This window comes from Mucilaginibacter sp. GW821-FHT07H05 (assembly GCF_059418485.1).
Genome location: NZ_JBWKPY010000007.1, coordinates 191,401 through 209,014, shown reverse-complemented (window position 1 = coordinate 209,014; position 17,614 = coordinate 191,401). Strand labels below are relative to the sequence as shown.

Sequence of the window (17,614 nt, the reverse complement as noted above, 5' to 3'; positions counted from 1 at the left end):
CTTTTATTGGAATTTACCCAAGGTGCCGGACACATCAGTTGTGGTAGCAGTCCCGGTGCCTTTCAGCAGGATACTCACGCCCATCAGCGTTTGGTTGGCATGGTCTGTTACGCGCCCTTTAATTGGTTTTGTTTGCGCAAAAACCAGGGTGCAGAGCAATAGCAACACCTGGGTTAGCGTAAATTTTGTTCTCATAATTACATTTAGGATTATAAAACGTCCAACAAATTTAAGTGCTGTAAAGACGCTTAGTATAGACGATACTTTGTATTATATGGATAATATTACGCATTGAAACGCCAGCAGCTATTTGTTATACATCATGAACTCATAAATACACGCCAACTAAAAAGGGTTCCCCATGTGTACAAAGCGTACAACTATGGTAATTTCACCCTATAACAAAGCATTTTTTTGCCATTATTTCAAATACCATCTATACTTTCTGTTTTTGTAAAAGATGGATGACCGGCTGAAATCATGGACAATATTTATGTTTATATAGATAATATTACTTTTATAACACAGTTTTATTCAATTCTGTTAGTTTTAACATTCTGATATTAATGGCACTGATATGAGCAGCGATTTGAATTTTAAAAAAGATGGCTTCGAAGGCCAGCGCGCTATCGTGCTACCACAATCTGTGCTGGCCAAATTTTGTGTAGAGAACGAGGCTATTAAAGGCGCTTATGTAACCGATATTGGCTATTACCCAAAAGCAAAGTTTCATAAAAGGGAGCGCCCAGCCGGGGCAGCACAAAATATTTTAATTTATTGTATTGATGGAAAGGGAACCGTAGGCATAGGTTCACGCAATTTCAACATTGGCCCGGGCGAATTTTTTATTATCCCCAGGGGCGTTAAGCACTCATACGAATCAAACGAAAAGAGTCCCTGGACCATTTATTGGTGTCATTTTGTAGGCCCGCAGTCAGATGCGCTTGTAAATCTGATCTACTCAAAAGAACAGAACTACAAGTACGCTGCAGAATTTGTGGATGATCGTATCCTCATTTTCGACCGGCTGTATAATTTTTTAGAACAAGGCTACAGCCCTGAAAATCTGACTTATGTAAATCTATTGTTTGTTCAGTACCTAAGCTCATTCGCGTTCGGCGACCGGTTGGCTATCGGTTATGAAGAATCCAACTCCGGGCCGGTTGAAAAGTCAATACTGTTTATGCAAAGGCATTTTGAAAAGCCCTTAGCCCTTTCGGCACTGGCGGCATCCGCCAATCTTTCGGTGAGCCATTATTCATCTCTTTTTAAGAAAAAAACAGGATTTTCCCCCATCGACTATTTTAATCACCTTAAAATTCAAAAAGCTTGTCAGTATTTACAGTTCACTGAATTAAGGATAAGGGAGATCGCATTAAAAGTAGGGATCAGCGACCCACTTTATTTTTCAAGGCTATTTACACAAACCATGGGCTATGGCCCCAAAGAATACCGCCAGCAAAGGTCTGCAGTAAAGTAAAAAACATAAATTTGTTTAAGACCTGCTGGAATAAAAACCATTCTAAAAAGTTGACTAACAATAGTTAGTTGTTTATCAATATATCCCTTCCCATCACTCCTAACGCCAAAATTCATACGCGCCATACGCTTCAAATGATCCCTAAATAGGCTCGCATGTATAAGGGGCAGGAGTACAAATCACTGGGTCCCGCTGTTTTTACTGTAGCTGAACCAGCCCGAATTTCCGGTCCCTTCGCATTGCTCCGGCAATGCATCCGGCAGGAACCGCAACTGCTTCATCCGATATCATTTTTCTGTGCTTGCCATATTGCTTTCCCTCGTATCTGCTTAACCCATATGTTAAATAAATTGGTCTAAGTAATAAGTACACAAAAACTAACCAAAATTAAGATGAGAAAAACTTTATTACTCCTTGTGTTCCTGGGGCTTTCATTGCCGCTGCTGGCTCAAACCGATTCCCTGGCAGCTTTTACCGGAACAATTGCTCAATTGCGCGCCCTTAGCGGGAAGCCTTACAAACACGCATCATCAACCGATTATGGAACCGGTAACTGGTATAAGGATGTATCAGACCATACATCGGCTGATAACACAGGAACCGTTCTGGTTGATGCTGATGGTAACAGATGGAAGCGGATTTTTACCGGGCCAATTAGCGTAAGTTGGTTCGGTGCTGTTGGCGATGGCATCACCAACGATCAAACAGCTATTCAAAACTGCTTCAGCCAGGCAAAAGAATTCCAGACGATCTGTTTTGAAAAGGGAGCTTATAAATTCACTTCGGTTACCCTCACCAAAGCTAATGTAAACCTCTTAGGCTACAAAGCAAATCTATTGGGAACCATTAATATCGGCGATGATACGCTTCGGACCTATTCGGCAACTATCAGCGGACTTACCTTTACGCAAACCGGGAACGCCATTCAAATTAAAAATTGCAGGAAATTAAAGATCTCCGGGAACGTGTTCAATGGCTGCGACAAATCTGTTTATGTAAAACCCGAAGGAGGAGGCGTACACTATAACGCTATGATTGAAATAACCGATGCCAATTACTTTAACGATGTTAACTATTGTTTTTACGTAGACAGGGCGTCGGCAGCATCGTGGATGACCACCAGCGACTGTACTTTTTCGGGAAACGTGGCTAATAATACACTGATAACCGCGGTTTATTGTAATGGTATCGACGGTTTGCGCTATTTAGGAAACACCATTTTTATGCCGTCAACAGTTAGTCAAAGAGTCAATAAAAAAAATCATTTGAAACTCGAAAAGCAATCGGACTGGATTGTTGTGGCCAACAATAATTTTTTTGAATCCGGAGAAGAGAGTGTTTTGGTTGAAAACTGTAAAAACCTAAATGTTACCGGGAACAACTTTGCCTGGTGTGGCCAAAAAGGCGTTTATAGCCTCGTCAGGGCCACGGGAACAATTACCGATCTGGCGATGAATGTAAGCGGAAACATCATCAACAAATTTTCAGGAAACGTTGTGGAGATTGATAGTACCACGTATGGGCAGGTAAACGTTACTGCAAACACCATTAATTACGCCAATACTTTCACCAACTATTTTGGTACGCAGGACCTTTCCCTGATCACCCATTACATTATCCGGGCTGGAAATGCGTTTACACAGATCTTTCAAAAAAATAATTACAATGTAATATCCAACCTGAAAGTGTTCTATAAAACAGGCATCGTTTCCAATGCCGAGCCTTGGGGAAGTTATGTTGCAGAGAGTAACATCACTAAATCCCTTACAACAATCAATAACACAACCCCTGTTAATTTATTGGGACTTTTAGACGCGGCGTCAAATACTACTACTTACGGCGGGGTGATTGTGATCAACGCAAAAAACGCTGTCACATCAAGCGCTAATACCACTACTTACTATCTCATTGTAAATAAAAGCAGTACATCTACATCACCGGAGGTTTCAGTAATAGCCCGTTTGGGGCTTATAACCGGGGCCGGGGCCAGTCACCCTTCATTTACGTTTACCATATCAGGTAACAGGCTTTATGCCACCCCGGTAAATGCCACCAGCGGCACTTTTTATTTCTTTGCCAAGGCGGATGGTAATTTAACCTTAACCGAATAAGGCGGGTATAGCAGTAGCCACGCGGCCTGATTTTTAGCTATGGAATGCTAATTCAATTCATGCTCTTCGTGTTTTTGTTCAATCAAATAACACGAAGAGCTGATTTTTTTTATAATATTTATCACCAAGCCTTCACCCATTTGTTTCAAAAATAAGTCTTATAGTATAAACCGATTATTATAGTTAAGTAATGATAAAACTTCATGTGCTATTGCCTGCGTTTATTTTCTTATTTATCAATACTTCCTGGGGACAAAATGAAAAAACAAGAGAAATACCCGGTTCAGGAGAGTTTGACCGAAGATTTAAATTAGCGCTCGACAGGCTGCTTGATCACAAAATGCAACCGGTCTTCACAGAAGATTTTGTGTTGGCCGATGTAAATATCAATAAAAATAACCCCCGCAGATTTTATAACTTCAGCGGAGACCTATCCGGAAGATACCTTGAAACCTTATCACTTGTGGACCATAAGACCCTTAAACTTGATTTAAGGGCTTTGGCCACAAAATTAATCTCGTTCCAGGCAAAAGATGGCCGTTTTGGCGATTCGTCCCTTGTTTTTTCTGAAAAGGAAATTGGCCCCCAGCAAATGGCCTTATTATGGGGTAACGGGCGGCTTTTAATAGGCTTACTCGAATATTATAAAAACTACAAAGACCCGGCAGCGCTGGCCGCTGCACAAAAACTCGGGGACTTCTATTTAAAAATATGGGATTATTGCTCATCTCCTGTGGTGATCAAGAAATTAGAAGGTATGGGCGCCACGGGCATCATTTGCTTTACACAATATATAGAAGGATTAGCCACTTTAGCCCAAATAACCGGTAATAATAAGTACGCGATAACAGCAGCAAATACCTACACCCTTTTACCTAAAAGAGGAAACCAGCACAGTCACGGTTACTTAGCCACTTTAAGGGGCGTTTTAAAGTTATTTGAATATACCGGCAACGCAAACCAGTTAAGTTTTGTAAAAAACGCGTACGACGACTTAGTAAATTCCGAGGATTTTACCTCGTTTGGGAGTGTCCGCGAATATTTTGGAAGGCAAAAGGATGAAAGAGATGAAGGTTGCTCAACCGCTGATTTTGTGCGGCTAAGTTTTCATTTATATAAACTTACCGGAAGTGAAAAATACCTGGAATATGGTGAGTTCGCCCTTTATAACGCATTTTATTTTAACCAGTATTATACCGGCGACTTTGGTCATCACCTGATTACCGATGCAGGCGCCCGGCCGGATTATTTACATGCATCCTGGTGGTGTTGTACTATGCATTGCTTAAGAGCCATGCAGGAAATAAAAAAGCGTGACATGCTGGGCTTCAAAAATGAGACCTACCAATTAAATCTATACGTTGAAACCACCTACGAAGACGAGCGGATTAAGCTGGTAATAGATAAAAAAAGCGGCAAAAACCCTAAGCACTATTATCAAATCAGGATTAAGAAATGGCTTGCACCTCAAACTAAGCTGGCGTTAAGGATACCATCCTGGGCAGATCATCCGGTAATTACTTTTAATGGTAAACCAATACCTGCAATTGTTAAAGATAATCAGGTGGTTGTCAATCAGGCAATTGGTGTTAATGATATTATTGTAATCGGGTTTGATTACAAACTACAGGTTTTAAATAGCGACAAAAAAAGAATTGACCTGGCGAAAATCCAGGATCCGATAAAGGGCAAAATTTTCTATGGTCCTTATCTCCTGGGGGTAGATGATAAATTAGATCCGGTTTTCACTGCCGAGCCTAATGCAAATACAATATACAGCCAAACCATAAAGGCGACAAATGGCGGAACGGCTACCGGTTTCCATGACGGCTACCTTAAGGCTTATTACGCGCATGGCGGTTATCCATCGTATGCAATAACCATGTTGCGCCCAATATCCGAAATGACATTCAGCAAACATGGGTATATGCTTTTTGATTTCTTGTTTGTGCCCAGGAAATTAACTAATCATTTTGAACAGGATAACTCCATGATTGAACCATGGAAAGGTAATTAAGCATGAGTAATATTGTATATTTGATATAAATATCCGGCCGCTTATACCCGACATGTATTATTAATAATGATTGATTTAAACTAAATTGTCACATGGCAATGGGCAATAACAATAATGATGATGTACTGCTAAATGAGCTTAAAGGAGGCAATATGTCTGCTTATAAGGAGCTTTTTCTAAAATATCACAAACTGCTTAGTTTAGACGCTTTTAATATACTTGGCGATGAAATGGAATCAGATGACGTTGTTCAGGTATTGTTTATTGAAATTTGGGACCGCAAGCTTTATTTGAACATTAATTCGTCCATAAAGTCATATTTACGCACATCTGTCAGAAATAAATGCCTCAGCAGGATTTCTAAAAATGCTACAGATAAAAGACGGCTCGACAACTATCTGTTGAATTTTGAAGAACATACAGATGTTGATGTTTTGGAACGGAATGAAATTACCCGGGGTATTGATAAAATTATTAATGAACTTCCCGGTCAGCGGTTACACGCCTTTGATTTGGTATATATGCAGGGAAAGCCCTATAAGGAAGCCGCTGGTGAAATGGGTATTACCATCAATTCTTTAAAGACACACTTAAAGCTGGCTGTTAAAACACTAAAAAGCAGGTTGCACAATTTTAAGTAATTCACCCATTTTGAATACTTCTCTGTCTTAACAATAGGTATGGATCATAATAAAGACGAAATAGAAAGTTTATTGATAGAAAAGATCGCCGGAACTATTAGTCCTTCAGATAATATATGGATCGAGGAATTATTGAAGAGCGATACTACTGTCAGCAATCAGTGGATGTTATTGCAGCAAAAGCTTAATTCGGGCAAAGCTAAAAATTACATAGACAGCTTAGACTCGGGCGAGCATTGGATGGTTTTGCAGGATAAGCTTTCTGCAAGCAAGCGCTTAGGGACCACAGCAAAAATGCGGTGGTTTTCTATCGCAGCTGTTTTATTGATAACGCTTATAAGTGTTGTTTACTACAATTTATATTACGACAAGCACCAGGGCCCGAAAAGCCCGGCCGGACTAACGGCCATGGGTGTAAGGATTGACGTTGCCAATGGAAAAAGTTTCGATCTATCCGCTCATAAAAAGGGGACGGTGAACCTGGGTAATGTTAAGGTATCGCAGGCGCAAAATAAAATGGAGTACGTGCCCTCCGGAAACAAGGTGGAATGGATGACCTTATCGGTCCCTGCAAAATTTGATTATCAGATCACCCTGAACGATGGGACGCAGGTATGGTTAAACTCCCAGTCGAAGCTGAGATTTCCGTCTGTGTTTTCAGCAACACTTAGAGAAGTTTACCTTGAAGGGGAAGGCTTTTTCAAAGTTGCAAAAAACAAAGAAAGCCCTTTTATTATACATGCCGCTACCTCAAACATACAGGTATTGGGAACTACGTTTAATGTGAATGCCTATAATTTACAAAAAATAACCACGTCTCTGGTTGAAGGTAAGGTTTTACTTCAATCAGGAAACCTATCACATATTTTGCAACCGGGACATAAAGCCTATACAGGCATTAATGGATATACAGATGAGTTGTTTAATGAGCAAACAGAGGTATCATGGATAAGTGGTGAAGAGAATTTTAATAATATGTCTTTAAAGAATATATCGGAAATTTTAAAGCGCTGGTACGATGTTAGGGTGATCATTGATGACCCTGATATTTCAAATTCTAAAATTTCCGGAGTGATCTATAAAGACAAACCCATCCAGCTTTTTTTGAGCAGCCTCGAAACATCTTCAAATATTAAGACAGAAATAAAGGGCAACGTAGTCCGTATTTTCCGCTAACTTGTTTCAACTCCGTAATTGACCTCCTGGTTAGTTTTGACTCCCCATTTACGTCAATCAAGGTACAAAAAACGCGACGGTAATGTTTTTTCAAACTGTTTTTCGGAGACCTTTCACCCATCCCCCCTTTTATTAAGTCTTATAGTTACCAAATTATAATTAACTTAATATATCAGTTATGGAGAAATCGTTATTTATTATTCTACTTTCTATTTTTTCTTTAAGCTTGTGCTCCTCAAAAGGTCTTGCACAAAATTCTAATAAATTCACATGGTCAAAAACTAATGTCAGCTTCAAGGAAGTTTTTGACGAAGTGAAAAAACAGACCGGCTACACTGTTTTTTATAATAATAGTGTTATTAATGACCAGGAAAAGATCAAAAGCATAAATTTTGCCGGCTCCGATCTCGCCGCAGTATTGTCAACCCTATTTAAAGGGTACCCGGTTGAATGGAGCTTTAATGATAAACTGATCGTTTTAAAAAAAAACGCAGAAAAAATAACTCCGGACGGTGATCGTTCTGCTAAAAAAACAAGAATAACAGGCACGGTTACCTCCTCCGATGACCGCCTGTCCTTACCGGGGGTTTCTATTAAATTAAAGGGATCAAGCGGAGGTACGGTATCGGATGTGAACGGCAGTTTCAATATTTTAGCTGATATCGGTCAGACCCTGGTTTTCTCTTATATCGGCTATCAAAGCCAGGAAGTGGTTCTCACTTCTGATAAGCAGCTGAATATCGTCCTCATCAAAGGCAACAGCGCTTTAAATGAAGTTGTAGTTGTAGGTTACGGTACACAAAGAAAAGCGATGATCACCGGTGCGGTTTCTTCAATTTCCGCCAAAGATCTGGAAAACCAGATAGGCAAAAACATCCTGGATGATATGGCAGCGCAATTGCCCGGGGTTGCAGTACAATCAGGCACCGGCAGGCCGGGAAGTAACCCGGTTGTGCGGATCAGGGGCACGGGCTCTATCAGCGCTTCTAACATGCCATTATACGTTATTGATGGGGTGCCGATGGAAAATTCGGATGATATCAACGCCATGAACCCTAATGATATTGAATCGGTAGACGTGTTAAAGGATGCGGCTTCTGCAGCAATTTATGGATCGAGAGGAGGAAACGGGGTTGTTATTATTACTACCAAAAAAGGGAAAGCCGGACAGTCAAAAATTGACTTTTCACTCTCAACAGGCATCCAGGCAGTTAGTAAAAAAATAGACGTTTTGGATCGCGACCAGCACATTGAATTTGAAAAAGCTGGCCAGGCAGCCAATTGGGCGTCAGTTGGCGGAGATATCAATATCCCCAATGGACAACGTACTAAAAACGGTCAAAATTATAATTACCCGCAAAGCTTTGATAATCCGGGCGCGCTGCCAAACACCAACTGGCAAAATGAAATATTCCGCAAAGCGCCATTGAGTAATTACCAGCTTTCTGCCCAGGGAGGAAATGCGAACACGACCTATTATATTTCAGGCAATTACTTTACGCAGGATGGAATAATTAAAGCAACGGACTTTAAACGATATGCTGCAAAAATCAACGTCAACAGTAAGCTCAGTAAGGCTGTTCAGGTAGGTGTTAACCTGACCCCCAGCTATACGGTCGAGAATATCAGGCAAACAGACGGGCACCCCACTTCCGGAGATGGGGGCATTATATTAAAGGCTTTAACCCTGCCTCCAACAGTTACGCCCAGGTATGACGGCGGTTTGTACGGCGGTGTACTGGGGAACCCTGAATATGTTTCAACAGGATACTCTCAAATCAGTTCTCCGCTGCAAGTTTTAGAAGATCCTGATTACAAGAACCAAAGAGAAAGTGCAAGGGTAACCGGCGATATCTTTGCCGAATTGAAGCCAATACCCGACATAACCATCAGAACAAGCCTTGGGGGCGACTTTCGTAACTACTGGCAAAATTATTATCGCCCGTCAACCATAAGCATAGGCAGTGTGGCGGCAATGACACCAGAATCGCCTAATGGCAATATCAACAATATAGCCAGCTCCCATAACGAGAATAGAAGCATGAGGTTTGCCTGGTCTAATACGGCCACTTATAAAAAGGTGTTTAATAAAGTACACGATCTTACACTTTTAGCAGGGTTTTCGGCCGAAAAGAACAATGCGGAGGTCTCTGTTTTAACAGGGCAAAGCGGAACGTTCGATAATGACCTGGTGAACTACGTAAGCGGTGCATCGATTATTACGTCAACAGCCAACAAAGAGCAATGGAGCCTTTTAAGTTATTTAGGGCGCGCTAATTATGCCTATAAAGGTAAATACCTATTAACCACCTCCATCAGGCGGGATGGCTCCAGCCGGTTTGCCCCGAATAATAAATGGGCGGTATTCCCTTCCTTATCGGTTGGCTGGATAGCTTCAGAAGAGGATTTTATGAAGAAGCAGTCCTTTATCAGCAATTTGAAATTACGGGCAAGTTACGGTGTAACCGGTAATTTCAATATCGGGAATTACAGATGGCAGGCTTTACTGGCCAAATACAACTACAGCTTTGGGACCGGGGACGGTACCTTGGCTACCGGGTATGCGCCAAGCGGATTCTCTAACCCCGACCTAACCTGGGAAGAAAACCGCCAAACCGATGTAGGGCTTGATGTGGGCATACTTAACGAGCGGTTCACTTTGGCCATTGATTACTACAATCGGGTAACCGACAACCTGCTGTACAGTATCCCGGTCCCTTCCCTAACCGGCTTTACATCAACCTTTGGCAATGTGGGGAAGATCAGGAACAGCGGATTTGAAATTGAGGTAAATTCAAAAAACATTAAAACCACCAACTTTCTATGGTCCACCAATCTTAACCTGTCAAAAAACACCAATAAGGTGCTTCAATTGGGTAAAAATAACGAGCCGATTATAGTCACCAGCGAAAATACGGTCACCCAGATCACCCAGGTTGGGGGTGCCTTAGGTGCATTCTTCGGCTATCCTATCGCGGGGATATTTAAAGATCAAGCAGAGGTAAACGCTCACCCGGAAATGAAATTCAACGCGAGTTCGGGGCCAGGCGACACCAAGTTTATCGATACCGACGGGGACGGAAAGATCACCTCTAATGACAGAACTATCCTGGGCAAAAACGCGCCCGATTTTATATATGGTATCAATAATCATTTTTCTTATAAAAAGTTAAGTTTAGACATACAATTGCAGGGGGTGCAGGGAGGAAAGGTCTTTTTCCTGTCTGAACGATTTATCGGAACAAACGGATTATCTTTAAACCAACTAACGGAATCGGCATTAAACCGCTGGGTATCACCCGACCAGCCGGGTAGCGGAACTTATACCAAAATTACCCCGGCAAATGCACTTTCGCCCGGGCTAACAGAATCGAGTGTTGCCAGATGGTTGTATGATGCCTCTTATTTAAGAATACGGAATATCACTTTGAGTTATGGGTTACCATCGGGTTTAATAAAAAGGGCCCATCTTTCATCAGCGAGGTTAAACTTTGGTATCCAAAACCTCTATACCTTCTCAAAGTATATCGGTTATAACCCGGAAACAAACCTCAATGGCGAATCGGTAACGGCGCCCGGAATTGATTACGGCGTTTATCCGCTTCCCCGCACTTTTACATTAGGTATCAACTTGTCCCTGTAACATCTTTAAAATTCAAAAAATGAAAACTATCAAAATATATATAGTCTTTTTAATCCTCTTCTCGTTGTTCCCCGGGTGCAAAAATAATTTTATTGAACTGACTCCGGTTGCATCAGGCACGGCGCAGCAATTTTATAATACCGCAAACGATTTCAAAAATGCCGTAAACGCCACCTATGCTGCTTTACAGCTTGCCGGCATCAATGGGTCTGATTTTATATTTGGCGACTTGCCAACCGACGATACCTACGCAAATACAGGATCGTGTTTGAGCGGTCATTGTGATTTTGATAATTTCCTGGTAACCCCTTCAGGGGCGGCATCATCAACTATTTTAAATAACCGTTGGAATAATTGCTATACCGGAATTAGCAGGGCCAATATCATTATTGCAAGGATTAATGATGTGCCTATGACCGAGGCTGCAAAAAAACAGTATACCGGCGAGGCTAAATTTTTAAGGGCCTATTTTTATTTTACGCTTGTTAAAACGTTTGGACGGGTACCGCTGATACTGAAAGAGCTGGCTGATACGCAGGAAGCCTATAGCTATGGCCGCGAATCGGTTGCTGCCCTATACAGTCAGATAGAAAGCGATCTGTCTGACGCGGCAACTCTTCTGCCGTCTTCATATACAGCCGCGGCAGATGGCGGACGGGTAACCTCAAATTCGGCCAAAGGCATGTTGGGGAAAGTGTTGCTTTATCAAAGTAAATTTGCGGACGCTTTACCCATTCTTAAATCAGTTATTGATGCCAATCAGTATACGTTACTAACCAATTACGCCGACATCTTCCGTTATGATAACGGCAATAACAAGGAAATTTTATTTTCAGTTCAATATACCAGGGGTGGTATCGGGCAGGGCGCAGCGGCTTTTGTCAATTTTGTGCCCGAAAACTCAGGCGATGCGGTGCAGGTTGGCGCAGGGAACGGCTTTAATGCCCCCACTCCTGATATCATAGCGGCATTTACTGCAACCGATGCAAGAAAAGATATAGCCCTTGCCACAACTTATGTTAATGCAAAAGGTGTTACCGTATCTTATCCCTATGTTAAAAAGTTTGTTGATAAGGGCATGGTTGCAAAAAATGAAACCAGCGTAGATTATCCGATACTTAGATATGCAGACATATTACTGATGTACGCAGAGTGCCTAAATGAAACCGGGAGCAACCTGGTTGCAGTTACTTATGTAAACCAAATCAGGGCACGCGCTAAAGCAGCCGCATTAGGCAATTTAAACCAAACCGACCTTCGCCTGGCGATAGAAAATGAAAGGCGTTTAGAATTTTGCTTTGAAGGGCAGCGGTTTTTTGACCTGGCGCGCACTAACCGTTTACTGCCGGTTCTTAACGCGTATTTTGCCAAATACAACCTTTTAGCGCAGGGGGTACTGATACAAATTAAGGATTATCAGAAGATCTTCCCGGTACCTCAAACGCAAATTGATATCAACCCAAGTAAGATAGATCAGAATCCGGGGTATACTAAGTAAGCTTGAAGAGATATTTATGGCATGCCCTCAAATAAAACCAGTGAAAAGTAATCTCATTGCCTTAACAGGATTACTTTTCACTGTCCTTTTATCCATCAATCAGGCAAAGGCCGGGATGATAACCGTGCCTGATAAGCAAACCGATACCATAAAACTTTTGGATAAAGCGCTCAGCGATGCCAAAAGATATAAAATCCCGCTAAACAAACGCTGGGATTTTCATTATACTTATGATATCCGGAAAAACTACAAAACAACCCAGATTGATATTCCCCATACATGGAATGCGGCACCGGGTAAGGATACTGCACAATATAACAGGACCTCGGCTACATATGAAAAGAAGCTGGTGATAGATCAAACACTGTCAAACAAGCGCTTATTCCTGTATTTTGAAGGTGTTAATACCGTTGGCGACGTTTTCATTAATAAACATTACGTTACTACCCACAGGGGCGGCTATACCGCGTTTTGTGTGGAAATTACCCCCTGGGTTTTGTTTAATTCCGAAAATGAAATTTCGGTTCATGTCAGTAATTCTTTCCGTTATGATGTTTTGCCCTTGGCGGGTGATTTTAACCTGTATGGAGGTATTCACCGGCCGGTGTCGTTACTGGTTACATCCGCTAACTGCATTACTCCGCTCGACTATGGCGCATCCGGTGTGTACCTTAAACAAAGTAACGTTTCTGATCAAATCGCTACGGTAGATGTCGCCGTCAAACTTTCAATAAAAAGCTATCAGGCCGGAACAAAGGTGCTGACTCAACTCAGGGATGCTGGAAATCGCGTTTTAGAAGAACACACAGTGCCTTTGAAAAAGGGTGACTCATCAATTGCAGGCCGGTTTATCATCAATCAGCCTCATCTTTGGAATGCTAAATCCAACCCTTATTTATACCGGGTTACCGTAAAATTACTGGAGAATAATATTGTGCTTGATGCGCAGACCGAGCACCTCGGTCTGCGTTATTACCGGGTAGATCCTCAAACCGGCTTTTTTTTGAATGGGAAACACATGGATATCAATGGTATATGCAGGCATGAAGATGTTTTTAATAAAGGCTCGGCATTGGATAGCTTAGATCAAAAAACTGATTTTAACCTGATCATGGAAATGGGCGCCAATACGGTTAGGCTTACACATTATCCGCAATCCAATACTTTTTATGATCTGTGTGATAAAAAGGGCTTAATGGTTTGGTCTGAAATTCCGCTTATTGGCCCGGGAGGGTATCGTGGTGTTGGATACATCAATAATCCGGATCTTAAGCAACAGGCGCGACAGGTATTGATAGAAATGATCCGGCAAAATTACAACCGTCCCTCCATCTTTTTTTGGGGAATGTTTAACGAGCTTAAATTGGATTATGATAATCCTGTATCTTTTATCAAAGAGCTGGATAGCCTGGCTAAAAAGGAAGATCCCGGCCGTTTAACAACTTGCGCGACATTTTTAGACGATGATACATTTAACCATGTAACCGACCTGATTGCCTGGAATAAATATTATGGATGGTATGGAGGAACGCCCGGCGATATGGGAGTATGGGCAGATGAAATGCACATTAAATATCCTCTGAAACCTATCGGTATCAGTGAATATGGCGCCGGGGGCAGCCCTAATCAGCATACTGCTTTTCAACAGAATTTAAAGCCTGGGGGTAAATTTCATCCCGAAGAATCACAGGCTTTTTTTCATGAATTAAACTGGGCAGAGCTTAAGTCCCGCCCTTTTTTATGGGGTAAATTTATTTGGTTACTGGCCGACTTGGGGTCGGCTATCAGAAATGAAGGCGAAGTAGCAGGTATAAATGATAAAGGTTTAGTCACCTACGACCGGAAAATAAAAAAGGACGCCTTTTACTTCTATAAGGCCAATTGGAACCCCGAGCCGATGTTATACCTCACACAAAAAAGATTTAAATACCGCAGTGATAACAGCGTTTCGGTAAAGGCCTATACCAACTTGCCAGCTTCAGAACTATTTGTTAATGGCATCTCGTACGGAGTAAATAAAAAAGACAGCCTCGGAAGAGTGATCTGGGATAAGGTTTTATTAAACCAGGGCGTTAACAAAATCAGGGTGACATCAAAATCGGGACAAGGGACCCTGAATGATGAATGTGTATGGGAATGGCATGCCCGCTACCAAAAATAGCTATCACTTTTTATTCAAATGATCTTTAAGTCGGTTTGTATGTAAAGAGTATTTTTAAAGAGGCTGTCTCAAAAGTAAAATCGAGGCTCTGAGAACCGCGTATACGAAAAGGTTCTCCAGCACCTACCCGAATAAATTAAAGAAAAAGAGGCTGTCCCCATACTTATGAGACAGCCTCTTCTTTTGTGATTTTTATTCCGTTTTAAATCTGAACGGAATCGACTCCATCATTTTTTTCGATCTTATTTCAGCTCTACTTCCGCTAAAACCGGAAAATGGTCTGACGGATATTTGCCGTAGTAGGTGTCAGTTAAAATCCCCCACCTGTTGGCAGTAAATGCCTGGGTCATGAAAATATGATCAATTACGCCCTGGCCACGTGGTGTCCGGAAACCATTCATCGAAGAATTATTAGCGTAAGGGAACTTAACTTTTGTATAGGTATCAAACAAGTAGTTAGATGTAGCCAGGTGTTGGTACCACTCGCTATCCCTGCCCCCATTTAAATCGCCGGTTAACAGCGCCGGGGCGTTGCCTGCAATTTTACTGATCTGTTTTAACATCAACTTACCGCTTTCACGACGGGCCACAACACCCTGATGGTCGAAATGCACATTGAAAACATAGAACTGCTTTTTGGTTTTCAGATCTTGCAAAAACACCCACGAGCAGATCCTGTTACAGCAGGTTGCATCCCAACCTAATCCCGGCTTTTCAGGCGTTTCAGACAACCAGAAATCGCCACTATTTAACAGCTTAAACCGGCTTTTCCTGTAATAGATGGCCGAGTGTTCTCCGCCGTCTTTACCGTCGTCCCGGCCTTTGCCATAACGGGCATACTCAGGCAGCGCGGTACTGATGTCGTCTATCTGATTTTTCAGGCCTTCCTGTACACCCAGCACATCAAAACCGTGGAAGCGGATAAGATTAGCTACAACCGGCGCGCGGTTTACCCATAAATTACCGGTATCACGGGGATTATCATACCGGATATTGAAAGTGCCGATAGTTATCTGTTGCGCCTTTACAATAGGTGTAATTGCAAAAATAAATGCGGCGATGATCCAAATTTTTATTTTCATTGTAGTTGATGTTATGATAGGTAGTGTTACCAGTCTTTGTTTTGTTTTAAGTTAGGATTACGTTGAAGATCGGCTAATGGAATTGGGTAGTAGTAATTCCGGTCGGCCCATTTCCTTGGGATCTCGTTCATCCATGTTAATTCGCCCGATGTGCCATTTTTCAATAATTGCGAATTGGTGGCCGTACCTACTTTTGCCGAAACATCAACATAAGTAACACCGCTTACGGCAGGTGTTGGGCGTGTACCCTGATAAAAAGCTACATCCAGGATACCATCCTCATTCAGATCCATTGGGGTGTTTAATGCCGGTACATAGAAACCATTCCACTCCTGCTCCATCAATGGCCCTCTTTTCCATCTTAACAGATCGGAGAAACGAAGTCCTTCTAAGCTTAATTCAATACCGCGCTCCCTGCGTATTTCCAATATCGTCGGATCAGTAATTCCGGGGAAATAGTTGGTCATTAAATAAGGATCGGCAACAGTTGGTTTTGCACTAAGCCCTGCGGTAATGCCGCCCCTTGCCCTTAACACGCCTATGGTAGATGCCCATTCCGCATTGGTTAAAGTACCTAACTCGGCTTTAGCTTCTGCATAATTTAACAATACCTCGGCATAACGGAACAGTGCAACAGCATTTGTATTTAATGCACCGGCATCATAATAAGTATCGTCAAGCGTCCACTTAATAGGCTGATACCCGGTAAAGGTATAGGAAAATACCGGCGGTGCCGGAACCGGCTGACCGTTGGTGATCCTTTTATAATCACCCAACCGAATGGTTTGCTTTAACCGCAGATCACGATTTTTAACCTCATCTTTAAACAGGATAGTTTTGTAATTTGGATCATTTGTAAATGGTGTGCCATCCAGCTTTAAATAGGTGTTGATGAAGGTACGCGTAAAACTTGCTTTTGCGCCATAGGTACCGCTTGTCCACCACCAGTTGGCTTCGTTAAGTACACTTAAATTCACATCGGCAACGGCAGCCTGCAATACCTCGTTGGCCAGCGGTGTATTGCTGGTAAATACCTGGCGATAAGATACACCTGCTCCACCGGCTGTATTTATGGAGTATCCGCCATTTTTCATGATCTGATCCGAAGCTGATACCGCTTCGTTCAGCCACCTGTCTGCGGTAGCTGTCAGCCCTAAATCGGTCTGGTACTTTCTAAAGGTGCCCTCAAAAAGACAAACCCTCGATTTGTAGGCATAAGCAACCCATTTTGTAATAGTGGTGCGGCTGGCATCGTTAGTGGCCTGGATGTTGGTACAAGCATAATCCAAATCGGCCAATACCGAATCCATTACCATCTCTCTTTTATCGCGACCTGCATTTAAAGCCGGGTCGTCAATATCCAGGGGTTTGTTAATCCAGGGTACATCGCCAAAACGTTTTACTTTCTCCATATAAAAGTACGCTCTGAAATAACGGGCAATACCTAAATAGTTCTTGCGGGTTGCAGCCGGCACGTCGGGATCGGTACAATTCTGGATAAAATAATTGATGTTTCTCAAATCTCTCCAGGTCCAGCCCGAACTATTACTCGCATTAAAGGCGCCCTCGCGAATAAAATCGGGGACAGATTTAACCGCCAGATAATCTGACATGGCATCCTGAGCGGTAGAATTCTTTGGAAGGAAATCCATGCCATAAAAAGAATTCGTGTACAATTTCAGCCCATTTTCGGTACCGAAAACAGCTTTTTTTGAAGCTGTAGATTCTGGTTGCTGATCCAGCTTTTTGCAGGCTGCAATGCAAAGGCAACCTAACAAAATCAATATATAGTGTTTTTTCATGTT

The 17,614-nt window shown here is 42.1% G+C and carries 11 protein-coding genes; 8 read left to right on the top strand and 3 right to left on the bottom strand.

Translation table 11 applies throughout. From position 1 onward, the window contains the following. Positions 1-3: 3 nt before the first annotated feature. Positions 4-195 carry a peptidase associated/transthyretin-like domain-containing protein gene (locus AC07M6_RS19230; protein ID WP_494892249.1) on the bottom strand — a complete coding sequence of 64 codons (192 nt, stop codon included), beginning with the start codon at positions 193-195 and terminating at the stop codon, positions 4-6. Positions 196-577: 382 nt separating this feature from the next. On the opposite strand from AC07M6_RS19230, the gene AC07M6_RS19225 reads away from it, so the two are divergent. From AC07M6_RS19225 to AC07M6_RS19190, 8 genes are all read left to right on the top strand, one after another. Then, on the top strand, positions 578-1,480 hold the full coding sequence (locus tag AC07M6_RS19225; protein WP_494892247.1) for an AraC family transcriptional regulator: 903 nt from the start codon (positions 578-580) through the stop codon (positions 1,478-1,480). A gap of 392 nt (positions 1,481-1,872) precedes the next feature. After that, positions 1,873-3,591 (top strand): putative phage tail protein, encoded by a 1,719-nt coding sequence (locus AC07M6_RS19220; RefSeq protein WP_494892245.1) that lies wholly within the window; start codon positions 1,873-1,875, stop codon positions 3,589-3,591. 190 nt (positions 3,592-3,781) lie between these two features. Next, positions 3,782-5,608, top strand: a complete 1,827-nt coding sequence (locus tag AC07M6_RS19215) for a beta-L-arabinofuranosidase domain-containing protein (protein WP_494892243.1) — start codon at positions 3,782-3,784, stop codon at positions 5,606-5,608. Between the two features lie 92 nt (positions 5,609-5,700). Next, on the top strand, positions 5,701-6,249 hold the full coding sequence (locus tag AC07M6_RS19210) for a sigma-70 family RNA polymerase sigma factor (protein ID WP_494892241.1): 549 nt from the start codon (positions 5,701-5,703) through the stop codon (positions 6,247-6,249). A 39-nt stretch (positions 6,250-6,288) separates the two neighbouring features. Continuing rightward, the gene (locus AC07M6_RS19205; RefSeq protein WP_494892239.1) at positions 6,289-7,425 is read left to right on the top strand and encodes a FecR family protein; all 1,137 of its coding nucleotides are present in this window, start codon (positions 6,289-6,291) and stop codon (positions 7,423-7,425) included. A gap of 313 nt (positions 7,426-7,738) precedes the next feature. Then, entirely contained in the window at positions 7,739-11,068 is a 3,330-nt protein-coding gene (locus tag AC07M6_RS19200) for a SusC/RagA family TonB-linked outer membrane protein (RefSeq protein ID WP_494892237.1), read from the top strand. Positions 11,069-11,087: 19 nt separating this feature from the next. Continuing rightward, the gene (locus tag AC07M6_RS19195; protein WP_494892235.1) at positions 11,088-12,566 is read left to right on the top strand and encodes a RagB/SusD family nutrient uptake outer membrane protein; all 1,479 of its coding nucleotides are present in this window, start codon (positions 11,088-11,090) and stop codon (positions 12,564-12,566) included. A 40-nt stretch (positions 12,567-12,606) separates the two neighbouring features. After that, positions 12,607-14,727, top strand: coding sequence for a glycoside hydrolase family 2 protein (locus AC07M6_RS19190; RefSeq protein WP_494892233.1), 2,121 nt, complete (start codon positions 12,607-12,609; stop codon positions 14,725-14,727). Positions 14,728-14,969: 242 nt separating this feature from the next. On the opposite strand, the gene AC07M6_RS19185 is transcribed toward AC07M6_RS19190, so the two are convergent. Together AC07M6_RS19185 and AC07M6_RS19180 are read right to left on the bottom strand one after the other, a co-directional pair. Further along, complete coding sequence (locus AC07M6_RS19185; RefSeq protein ID WP_494892231.1) at positions 14,970-15,809, bottom strand: endonuclease/exonuclease/phosphatase family protein; 840 nt, start codon at positions 15,807-15,809, stop codon at positions 14,970-14,972. Positions 15,810-15,835: 26 nt separating this feature from the next. Continuing rightward, a complete protein-coding gene (locus AC07M6_RS19180) occupies positions 15,836-17,611 on the bottom strand; it encodes a RagB/SusD family nutrient uptake outer membrane protein (protein WP_494892229.1) in 1,776 nt (591 codons plus the stop codon). Positions 17,612-17,614: the final 3 nt, after the last annotated feature.